General features: G+C 71.0%; 8 protein-coding genes and 2 pseudogenes. 4 read left to right on the top strand and 6 right to left on the bottom strand.

The window, feature by feature from the left end; translation table 11 throughout:
• From ACFDTH_RS06345 to ACFDTH_RS06330, 4 genes and pseudogenes are all read right to left on the bottom strand, one after another.
• A pseudogene (locus ACFDTH_RS06345) lies at nucleotides 1-202 on the bottom strand (HslU--HslV peptidase ATPase subunit); the annotation flags it as partial.
• 53 nt (nucleotides 203-255) lie between these two features.
• On the bottom strand, nucleotides 256-1,347 hold the full coding sequence (locus tag ACFDTH_RS06340) for an FAD-dependent oxidoreductase (protein WP_375286674.1): 1,092 nt from the start codon (nucleotides 1,345-1,347) through the stop codon (nucleotides 256-258).
• A gap of 18 nt (nucleotides 1,348-1,365) precedes the next feature.
• On the bottom strand, nucleotides 1,366-1,911 hold the full coding sequence (hslV, locus tag ACFDTH_RS06335) for an ATP-dependent protease subunit HslV (RefSeq protein ID WP_375286677.1): 546 nt from the start codon (nucleotides 1,909-1,911) through the stop codon (nucleotides 1,366-1,368).
• A 105-nt stretch (nucleotides 1,912-2,016) separates the two neighbouring features.
• Nucleotides 2,017-2,145 carry a hypothetical protein gene (locus tag ACFDTH_RS06330; protein ID WP_375286673.1) on the bottom strand — a complete coding sequence of 43 codons (129 nt, stop codon included), beginning with the start codon at nucleotides 2,143-2,145 and terminating at the stop codon, nucleotides 2,017-2,019.
• A 72-nt stretch (nucleotides 2,146-2,217) separates the two neighbouring features.
• Between ACFDTH_RS06330 and hemW the strand changes: the two are divergent.
• The 3 genes and pseudogenes from hemW to ACFDTH_RS06315 all read left to right on the top strand — a co-directional run bounded on the left by hemW (nucleotide 2,218) and on the right by ACFDTH_RS06315 (nucleotide 4,614).
• A pseudogene (gene hemW, locus ACFDTH_RS06325) lies at nucleotides 2,218-3,357 on the top strand (radical SAM family heme chaperone HemW).
• A gap of 55 nt (nucleotides 3,358-3,412) precedes the next feature.
• A complete protein-coding gene (locus ACFDTH_RS06320) occupies nucleotides 3,413-4,021 on the top strand; it encodes a TetR/AcrR family transcriptional regulator (protein WP_375286672.1) in 609 nt (202 codons plus the stop codon).
• 191 nt (nucleotides 4,022-4,212) lie between these two features.
• The gene (locus ACFDTH_RS06315; protein WP_375286671.1) at nucleotides 4,213-4,614 is read left to right on the top strand and encodes a hypothetical protein; all 402 of its coding nucleotides are present in this window, start codon (nucleotides 4,213-4,215) and stop codon (nucleotides 4,612-4,614) included.
• Nucleotides 4,615-4,728: 114 nt separating this feature from the next.
• Here ACFDTH_RS06315 and mutS read toward each other — a convergent pair whose 3' ends face one another.
• On the bottom strand, nucleotides 4,729-7,299 hold the full coding sequence (gene mutS / locus ACFDTH_RS06310; RefSeq protein ID WP_375286676.1) for a DNA mismatch repair protein MutS: 2,571 nt from the start codon (nucleotides 7,297-7,299) through the stop codon (nucleotides 4,729-4,731).
• A gap of 97 nt (nucleotides 7,300-7,396) precedes the next feature.
• The gene (locus tag ACFDTH_RS06305; RefSeq protein WP_375286670.1) at nucleotides 7,397-8,710 is read right to left on the bottom strand and encodes a hypothetical protein; all 1,314 of its coding nucleotides are present in this window, start codon (nucleotides 8,708-8,710) and stop codon (nucleotides 7,397-7,399) included.
• 192 nt (nucleotides 8,711-8,902) lie between these two features.
• Here ACFDTH_RS06305 and ACFDTH_RS06300 point away from each other — a divergent pair, with 192 nt between their 5' ends.
• On the top strand, nucleotides 8,903-9,418 hold the full coding sequence (locus ACFDTH_RS06300; RefSeq protein ID WP_375286675.1) for a methylated-DNA--[protein]-cysteine S-methyltransferase: 516 nt from the start codon (nucleotides 8,903-8,905) through the stop codon (nucleotides 9,416-9,418).

Here is a 9,418-nt window from a genome sequence, read left to right as displayed (position 1 = left end):
TGATCTCGGTCTTGCCGCAGCCGGTGGGGCCGATCATCAGGATGTTCTTGGGCGTCACCTCGTCGCGCAGCTCGGGCGAGAGCTGCTGGCGGCGCCAGCGGTTGCGCAGGGCGACCGCAACCGCGCGCTTGGCATCCTGCTGGCCGATGATGTGCTGGTCGAGGGCGGCGACCACCGCCTTCGGGGTAAGGGCGTCGTTCAAGGGAAAGTCCGTGAAATGGTGATCGGGGCTAGATGGCTTTCCGCTCGCGCCATTCAAGCGCAGCGCAGGCCCGCGGCGGTGCGCCGGTGGTCCGCAAGGATGTCGGCGATATCCGCAGGCTGCGGTTCGGCGACGCCCACGCCGCGCTCGAAGGTGCCGCCCAGCACGATGCCGTCGGCGCGCGGAAACATGTAGCCCGAGGGCGTGCCATAGGCGTAGCGCACCTCCGGCTGGGGCAGCAGGATGGCGAGCTGGCCGCGCACCGGGGTCAGCTCCGCATCGCCGAACAGCGCCGCGGCGCCCAGGCCGGTGCAGTTGAACACGAGCCGCTCGGGCAACGCCGCGACCTCGGCGGGCGTGCGGAAGGCGCGCACCTCGATGCGGCCGCCGGCCAGGCGGATGTCGCGCTCCAGCTGGCGGAGCAGACGGCCGGTCTCGGCATACATGGTCTCGAAGCGGACCATGCCGAAGCTGCCGGGGAAGGGATGGCTGCCGGCCGCGAACCAGCGCTGGCCGGGCTCGTATGGATCGGGGCGGGGCTGTCGATACGATGCGTTCCAGGTCGGCAGCCAGCGGATGCCGTAATCGTCGCCGGTCATCAGCTGAGCGCGACGCCAGCTATAGTCCTGCGCGGCGGCGAGCTGCGCGCGGAACTCCGGGGTGACCGCGTCCTCGTCGTGGAGCGCGGAGATGTGCCACTGGCCGCCGGCGATGTTGGAGGTGGTCTCCGGCGGCAGCGCGGCGGTGTAGAGCGTGACGGGAAAGCCTGCCTCCTGCACCGCCCGCGCGGTGGCGAGGCCGACGATCCCGGCGCCGATCACCGCCACCGGCCCCTGGTGGCCGGGCAGGCCGAGCCCGATCGCGAGCCGCGCGGTGCCGAAGGCGAGGGTGAAGCCCGAGCCGCCGTGGCCGTAGTTATGCACCAGCGCCTTGTCGCCGAGCGCCTCGCGCCGGACCACGAAGCCCGAGCGTCGGAAGGGGCGCAGGCCCGCGAGCTTGCGGATCACGCGATTGTCCGCCGCATTCACCCGCGCCAGGCAGCTCCGCGCCGAAGACGTCCGCGCGGCGGTGGTGGCGCAGCCGGAGACCGCGAGGCCCGCCGAGCCGAGCGCGGCGGTGGACAGGAACTGGCGGCGCGCGATCATGCCGCCCCCCGTACCCGCTCAGGTCGCGCTGTCGAGCGTCTCCACCACCAGCCGGTCGTTGGTATAGACGCACACCTCCGCGGCGATGCCCATCGCCTTGCGTGCGATCGTCTCGGCATCGGCCTCATAGTCGACCAGCGCACGCGCGGCGGCGAGCGCGTAATTGCCGCCCGAGCCGATGGCGGCGATCCCCGCCTCGGGCTCCAGCACGTCGCCATTGCCGGTCAGGATCAAAATCACGTCCTTGTCGGCGACAATCATCATCGCCTCCAGGTTGCGCAGATACTTGTCGGTGCGCCAGTCCTTGGCCAGCTCCACCGCGGCGCGCATCAGCTGGCCCTGGTGGCGCTCCAACTTCGCCTCCAGCCGCTCGAACAGAGTGAAGGCGTCGGCGGTGGCGCCGGCGAAGCCGCCGATCACCTTTCCGTCCTGCCCCAGCGTGCGCACCTTGCGCGCATTGGGCTTCATCACCGTCTGGCCCATCGAGACCTGACCATCGCCCGCGATCACCACCTTGCCGCCGCGGCGGACCGAGAGGATGGTGGTGCCATGCCATTTCGGCATCGAATCGTCTTGCATGGCACGCGATGTAGGAAGGCGGCGGGCCGGCGCAATCCGCGGGCCGGGCCCCGTGGGAGACGAATTGAGGCGGTTGAGGCGCTCGCGGCATCAGCCGACCCGCACGACGAGCCAGCCGTAGAGGAAGGCCGCCTCGGCGGGACACGGGGCGAGCGCGCGCATGTCCCGGGCGTGGCCTTGCGCCCGCGTCACCGCCCCGATCAGTGCGTCGATGATCATTCCCGTCCCCCATCCGGTTGAGGGGTATAGAATAACCCATATGGTTCGTTGTAGGATAGTGGGAAATCGGGCATAGGCGCGCGCGTGACCCTCGCGCTCTATGTCCACTGGCCCTTCTGCGTCTCGAAATGCCCCTATTGCGACTTCAACAGCCATGTTCGCGATCAGGTGGACCAGGCGGCGTGGCGCGACGCGCTGCTCGCCGACCTGGCGCATGAGGCGGCGGCGCTGCCGGGGCGGACCGTGTCGTCGGTGTTCTTCGGCGGCGGCACGCCGTCGCTGATGCCGCCGGAAACGGTGGCGGCGGTGCTGGATGCGGCGGAGCGGGCGTGGGGCTTCGCGCCCGAGGTGGAGATCACGCTGGAGGCAAATCCCTCCTCGGTGGAGGCGGCGCGCTTCGCCGATCTCGCCGCGGCGGGGGTGAACCGGGTGTCGCTGGGATTGCAGGCACTGGACGAGGAGGCGTTGCGCTTCCTGGGCCGCGCCCATGGCGTGGACGAGGGGCTGGCGGCGCTGGACGTCGCGCAGCGCGAGTTCGCCCGCGTCAGCTTCGACCTGATCTACGCCCGTCCCGGCCAGCCGCTCGCCGCGTGGGAGGCAGAGCTGGGGCGCGCGCTGGCGTTCGGCACCGAGCATTTGTCGCTCTACCAGCTGACCATCGAGCCGGGCACGCGCTTTTCCACTGAGGCGGCGGCGGGGCGGCTGACCATTCCCGATGGCGATGCCGCGGCCGACCTGTTCGAGGCGACGCGCGCGATGACCGCGGCGGCGGGGCGGCGGGCTTAGGTGGTGTCTAACCTGGCGCGCCGGGGCGCGGCGCGCGGGCACACCCTGACCTTTGGGCGCTCGGGCGACTTGGCCGCATGCGGCCGGGGCGCGCACGGCCGGCGCGGCGGGCTGGCGACGCAGCGCCACCGCAAGCCGGAGAATTGGATGGCCGCGGTGGCGCGCAACGGCCATGGCGCGCAGGAGGAGACGCCGCTCACCGCCACCGAGCGCGCGCATGAGGCGTTGCTGATGGGCCTCAGGCTGCGCGAGGGCGTCGACCTGGCGCGGATCGGGCGCGGGTGGATCGACGAGGGCGCGGTGGCGCGTCTGTCCGGACAGGGGCTGGTGACGCTCGATGGCGAGCGGCTGCGGGTGACCGAAGCGGGCATGCTGCTGCTCGATGCGATCCTGCCCGAGGTGGTGCGCGAGACGGAGTTGGCCTGACTTCAGGCGTTTGGTCGCTGGACTCTTAAGTCGGGCCACTTATATACCGGACGTTATGGAAAGTGTTGTCTCCGTGCCCAAGGGCCGCCCGCGCGAGTTCTGCGTCGACGACGCGCTCGCCAAGGCGCTCGGCGTTTTCTGGGCCAAGGGCTATGAGGGCGCCTCGATGGCGGACCTCACCGAGGCGATGGGCATCACCAAACCCAGCCTCTATGCGGCCTTCGGCAACAAGGAGGCTTTGTTCCACAAGGCGCTCGACCTCTACGAGGCCGAGAAGCTGGGATATATGCGCGCCGCGCTGGCGCAGCCGACCGCACGCAAGGTCGCCGAGCACATCCTGCGCGGCGCGGTAGAGGCGCAGACCAGCAGCTGCGATCCCAAGGGCTGCCTGGGCGTGATCAGCGCGACCGCGTGCAGCGCCGGTGCCGGCTCGATCCGCGAGGACGTGATGAAGCGCCGTGCCTCCTCGCAGGCGGCGCTGCTCGAGCGGTTCGCACAGGCGCAGCGCGAGGGCGACCTGCCCGACCATGTCGAGCCCGAGGCGATCGCCCAATATCTGTTCGCGATCCTCCAGGGGATGGCGGTGCAAGCCGGCGCGGGCGCCACGCGCGCCGAGCTCGACCGGGTGGTCGACACCAGCCTGATGATGTGGCCCGGCCGCTAAGGTCATAACGCAAATAAAACGTACCGCACGGTACACAAAGTCGTTGACGCCCCGCCCGGCAGCTTCTATACCGCTTGGTATGGAAGGCGGGCAAGCCCCCGGGCAGCCCGTCCAGCGGAACTGACGAACGGCCATGCGGCGAACCTTCGGTTCGCCAGGCGTGGACGCGCGTCCAAGGCGGGAGACGACGCATGGCCTATATCGATTTCACCGGGACGCTGGCCCCCGCGCCGATCGCGATCGACGCACCCCGGCACGACAGTCTGCCGGCGCCCGAGCGCGCGCGACTGAGCCCGCTCGAATGGTCGGTGATCGCCATCGCACGGCGTGACCGGCTCTCCTCGCTGCGCACCCCCGGCCGCCTCTCGATCGCGCTCGGCAACCTCTTCGGCAAGGGCGCCAACCCCCGCCTCGCCGACCCGCGGCTGGAGGCGCTGCGGCGGATGGCGGTGCTGAGCTGGCACCACGGCTTCCAGGTGCCCGCCAGCGCGGTGCGCGCATTCATCGCCGCGGGCTTCACCCAGGACCAGTATGAGACCATGCTGGCGAGCATCAGCGCGGCGAAGATGAACACCACGGCGCGGATGGCGTGAGCGACCCCGCAGCCGACCGTTCGTGCTGAGCGAAGTCGAAGCACCTAGCACGCGCTACGCTTGCCCTTTGACTTCGCTCAGGGCTAACGGGTCGGGACAGTGCCCGTCTAAGTCTTATCCCTCCCGCGCGAGCGCCTTGAGCCGGTACAGGGTGTCGAGCGCCTCGCGCGGGGTGAGCGTGTCGACGTCCAGCGTTTCCACCGCGGCGCGCACCGCGTCCGACTGCGGTTCCTCCGCCTTGGTCGCGGCGGCGAACAGCGGCAGGTCGTCGAGCCCTGCGGCGAGGCCGCCGGTCTTCGCGCGGCCCGCCTCCAGCTTGGCGAGCACCGCCTTGGCGCGCGACACGGTGGCGGGCGGCATGCCCGCGAGCCGCGCCACCGCCAGACCGTAACTGCGGTCGGCGGGCCCCTCCGCCACCTCGTGCAGCAGCACCAGATCGCCCTTCCACTCGCGCGCGCGGACGTGGTGCAGCGTCAGCGCGTCGCAGCGCTCGGCGAGCCGGGTCAGCTCGTGATAATGCGTCGCGAACAGGCAGCGGCAGCGGTTGTCCTCGTGGATCGCTTCGACCACCGCCCAGGCGATCGCCAGGCCGTCATAGGTGCTCGTGCCGCGGCCCACCTCGTCGAGAATCACGAAGCTCTGCGGCGTCGCCTGGGCGAGGATCGCGGCGGTCTCCACCATCTCGACCATGAAGGTGGAGCGGCCGCGCGCGAGATTGTCCGACGCGCCGACGCGGCTGAACAGCCGGTCGACCAGCCCGATCCGCGCCGCGGTGGCGGGAACGAAGCTGCCCGCCTGCGCCAGCACCGCGATCAGCGCATTCTGGCGCAGGAAGGTGGACTTGCCGCCCATGTTGGGGCCGGTGACCAGCCACAGGCGCGACGCCTCGGCCAGGCGGCAGTCGTTGGCGACGAAGCGGTCGCCGGACCTGGCGAGCGCTGCCTCCACCACGGGATGGCGGCCACCCGTTACCTCGAAGCAATTCTCGTCGGCGAGCGTGGGGCGGGTCCACGCGCCTTCCACCGCACGTTCTGCCAGCCCTGCGGCGACGTCGATCCGCGCGAGCGCGTCGGCGGTGGCGGCGATCGGCTCGCGCGCGGCGAGCGCCTGGGCGGTGAGATCCTCCAGATGCGCCGCCTCCGCCGCCAGCGCGTGCGCGCCCGCCTGGGTCACGCGGGCGGCGACCTCGTGCAGCTCGGGCGCGTTGAAGCGGACCGCGCCGGCCATGGTCTGGCGATGGGTGAAGCCGGACTCGGGACGCATCAGCGCGTCCGCCGCCCTGGCGGGCACTTCGATATGATAGCCGAGCACGTTGTTGTGGCGGATCTTGAGCGCGGCCACGCCGGTGCGGGTGCGATAGTCCGCCTCCAGCGCCGCGATCGCGCGCCGCCCGCCCGCGCCGGCATCGCGCAGGTCGTCGAGCGCGAGGTCATAGCCCTCGGCGATATAGCCGCCCGCGGCGGCGTCGATCGGCGGCGTGGGGACGAGCGCGCGGCGGAGCAGGTCGATCAGCGCGCCATGCCCACGCAACTGCGGCAGCAGTGCGGCGAGCAGCGGCGGCGCCTCCTCGCGCGCGAGCCGCTCGGCGAGGTGCCAGGCGCCGTCGAGCCCGTCGCGCAGCTGGCCGAGATCGCGCGGGCTTCCGCGGCCGGCGGCGAGGCGGCCGAGCGCGCGGCCGATATCGGGGAGCGCGCGGAGGGCGGTACGGACGCTGTCGCGCAACGCGGGATCGTCGTGGAACAGCTGGACGAGGTCGAGCCGCGCGCGGATCATGCCTGCATCCATCAGCGGCGCGGCGATGTCGGCGCCGAGCAGCCGGGCGCCCGCGCCGGTCACCGTCCGGTCGACCGTGTCGAGCAGGCTGCCGCGGCGCTGGCCGGCGGCGGTGCAGGTCAGTTCCAGGCTCTCGCGGGTGGCGGCGTCGATCGCCATGGTCTCGCGTGCGGCGTGGAGCATCGGCGGGCGCAGGAAGGGCAGGGCGCCCTTGCCGTTGTGATCGAGATAGGCGACCAGCCCGCCCGCCGCCGCCAGCCCGGCGCGGGTGAAGGCGCCGAAGCCGTCCAATGTCGCCACCCCGAACAGCGCGCGCAGCCGCACCTCGCCCCGCACGCTGTCGAACTCGCCGCGCGGGCGGAACACGGTGGCGGGTGCATCGCTCCCTTCGCACGCCACCACCTCCGCCGCGCCGAGCCGGGCGAGCTCCGCGCCGAGGGCGGTGGGGTCGCAGGCGATCACCTCGAACGCGCCGGTGGAGATGTCCGCCGCTGCCACCGCCACCTCGCCGCCGACCTCGCCCACCGCGACGCACCAGTTCGCGGCGCGGGCGTCGAGCAACGCCTCCTCGGTGAGCGTGCCGGCGGTGACGACGCGCACGATCGCGCGGTTGACCAGCGCCTTGCTCCCCCGCGCCTTGCGCGCCGCCTCGGGGCTTTCGGTCTGCTCGGCGATAGCGACGCGGTGGCCGGCCTTGATCAGCCGCTGGAGATAGGCGGTGGCGGAATGGACCGGCACGCCGCACATCGGGATCTTGCTCCCGGCATGCTCGCCGCGCGCGGTGAGCGCGATGTCGAGCACCTGCGCCGCGATCCGCGCATCGTCGAAGAACAGTTCGAAGAAATCGCCCATCCGGTAGAACAGCAGGCACTCGCCCGCTTCTTCCTTCAGGGCCAGGTATTGCGCCATCATCGGCGTGGGGGCGGCATCGGCCATCGTGGCGCGATACAGGTCGTGTCCCCGAAACGCTACGTGCTGCCCGCCGCCGATGCGGGCAGCACGAGCGCGTTCATGGCCGGGCAGGCGCCGCCGCTGCCCCGCTGACACTCGCGACGGCCGGCTGCACGGCCGGCTGCACGGGCGGCTGCACGGGCGGCGGAGCGACGAACTCCGGCATCCCGGGCAGGTCGAACCGGTCCATCATCTGGGCGGCGCAGCCGTAGGTGGCATTGTTCTGCCACTGCGCGGCCTGCATGCGCGCACCGAGATCGGGCGCCTTGGTCGACAGGGTGCGCCGGCTCTCCTCCGGGTTACTGGTCCAGGCGATGCCGGTGATCTTCTCGCCATTCGCGCCAACAGCGTTGAGCAGCGGCACGAAATCGCCGAGGTAGACGACCTCGCCCGCCTTCACCTCCAGCACCGGTGCGCCGAGGCAAAAACCGGTAATCGCCACCGGGCCGGCGACCGACGTCGAGTTGATCACGTAGCGTCCGGCGGTGACCCGGCGGGCCTGCACCTCGTATGCCGCCTTGCGGTCGCCGCTGGCAAAGCCGACGGTGTAGGTGGTCTTGTCTCCCACCTTCTTCCAGTTGCGCGGCTGATAGAGCACGTCGGTCGCTGCTGCGTCGTAGCGAAGCAGGTTCACATAGCCCGACCGGCCGGCGCTACCCGCATCGGGGCGGCGGAAGGCGAGCACCAGCGTGCCTTCGCCGCTTTCGGGCGCGGGGGCGGCGAGCGCATCGGGGGCAGGCTTCTTGCCGAGGTACAGGGTGGCCGCACCCGGAACGGCCCGGTTGAGGTCGATGCCGGCCGCGGCACTGTCGAAGTGGAACGTCTTCCGCTCCGTGACCTTGCCCTTGACTTCGCTCGCACCAACGATCGTGTCGAAGAACGCGCTGCGTTGCGCATCGGTCATCGCAGCCATCCGCGCCTCATCGGCAGCCGGCACATCGACCAGCCGCCAGCCGCGAACCAGCAGGCAGGCGCGACGGTTTGCGCGGCGCTGCTGCCCTTCGACGATCGCGGCACCGATCATGCCGCCCAGCATGCCGCCGGCCGCAGCCGCCATGGGCGAGATCACCGCAGGATTGTAATAATAGGGGATCGTGCCCGATGGGGTGCGAGAGCCACGCGCGATCAGCCGGCAGGTCTGCCAGTCGCGATCATAATCGGCGCGGGTGGCGCCCGGCTTGTTGTAGAAGCGACTATCCTTGAGGTCGCGCGCGGCGTCCTTGGCGATTTCCTCCGGGCTGTCCTTGGGATCGACCGCGTCGGCACGCACCGGAGCGGGATCGTTCCCGGTGGGAATGAACAAGGTATCTTGCGCCATGGCCGGACCGGCAACCAGAGTCGCGGCGACGAGCGCCGACGCAAGCGTCTTCATCGATGTCATTCGTGCATTCCCCCTCTGCCTTCCCCCGAAGGCTGATGCGGAAGTGTAACAGCGAAACAACGTGTTACAATAGCGGTTCGGCTGCGTGCCCGTGCTGATCGACGCGAGCGCCGGAAGATCGAACGCAAGGTTCGGGAGGAGAGGTTTGGCGAGTCCCGCTATGGTGGCGGCATGCCCAGCGCCGTGACCCTCGCCACCGCAGACCTCGCCAGCCCGGTCGGGCGCCTAACGTTGGTGGCGGAGGACGCCGGGCTGGTCGCGATCCTGTGGGAGAATGACGATCCGCTGCGTGTGCGGCTCGGCACCACCCGGCCCGATGCCGCGCATGCCGTGCTGGCTGAGGCGACGCGGCAGCTTGAGGCGTATTTCGCCGGCAGCCTTGCCACGTTCGATCTGCCGCTGGCGCCGCGCGGCACCGATTTCCAGCAAGCGGTGTGGCGCGAATTGCGCGGCATCCCGTTCGGCGAGACGCGTAGCTATGCCGATATCGCGCGGGCGATCGGCCGCCCCACCGCCACCCGCGCGGTGGGCGCCGCCAACGGGCGCAACCCGCTGTCCATCGTCTGCCCGTGCCACCGCGTGGTCGGCAGCGGCGGCGCGCTGACCGGATTCGCCGGCGGTCTCGCCGCCAAGCGCTGGCTGCTCGATCATGAGCGCGCATATGGTTCCAATCCTGCGCACCTCACCCTAAGGCCGTAG

Origin of the sequence: Sphingomonas sp., assembly GCF_042096255.1 — a bacterium.
In the GTDB taxonomy this organism is placed as follows: domain Bacteria; phylum Pseudomonadota; class Alphaproteobacteria; order Sphingomonadales; family Sphingomonadaceae; genus Sphingomonas.
This window is presented reverse-complemented; position numbering and strand designations above follow the sequence as displayed.

What these genes read in the sequence shown, in the direction of transcription:
- ACFDTH_RS06340 (WP_375286674.1), bottom strand. Translation starts at nt 1,347, where the DNA reads ATGATCGCGCGCCGCCAGTTCCTGTCCACCGCCGCGCTCGGCTCGGCG.
- hslV (WP_375286677.1), bottom strand. Translation starts at nt 1,911, where the DNA reads ATGCCGAAATGGCATGGCACCACCATCCTCTCGGTCCGCCGCGGCGGC.
- ACFDTH_RS06330 (WP_375286673.1), bottom strand. Translation starts at nt 2,145, where the DNA reads ATGATCATCGACGCACTGATCGGGGCGGTGACGCGGGCGCAAGGCCAC.
- ACFDTH_RS06320 (WP_375286672.1), top strand. Translation starts at nt 3,413, where the DNA reads ATGGAAAGTGTTGTCTCCGTGCCCAAGGGCCGCCCGCGCGAGTTCTGC.
- ACFDTH_RS06315 (WP_375286671.1), top strand. Translation starts at nt 4,213, where the DNA reads ATGGCCTATATCGATTTCACCGGGACGCTGGCCCCCGCGCCGATCGCG.
- mutS (WP_375286676.1), bottom strand. Translation starts at nt 7,299, where the DNA reads ATGATGGCGCAATACCTGGCCCTGAAGGAAGAAGCGGGCGAGTGCCTG.
- ACFDTH_RS06305 (WP_375286670.1), bottom strand. Translation starts at nt 8,710, where the DNA reads ATGAAGACGCTTGCGTCGGCGCTCGTCGCCGCGACTCTGGTTGCCGGT.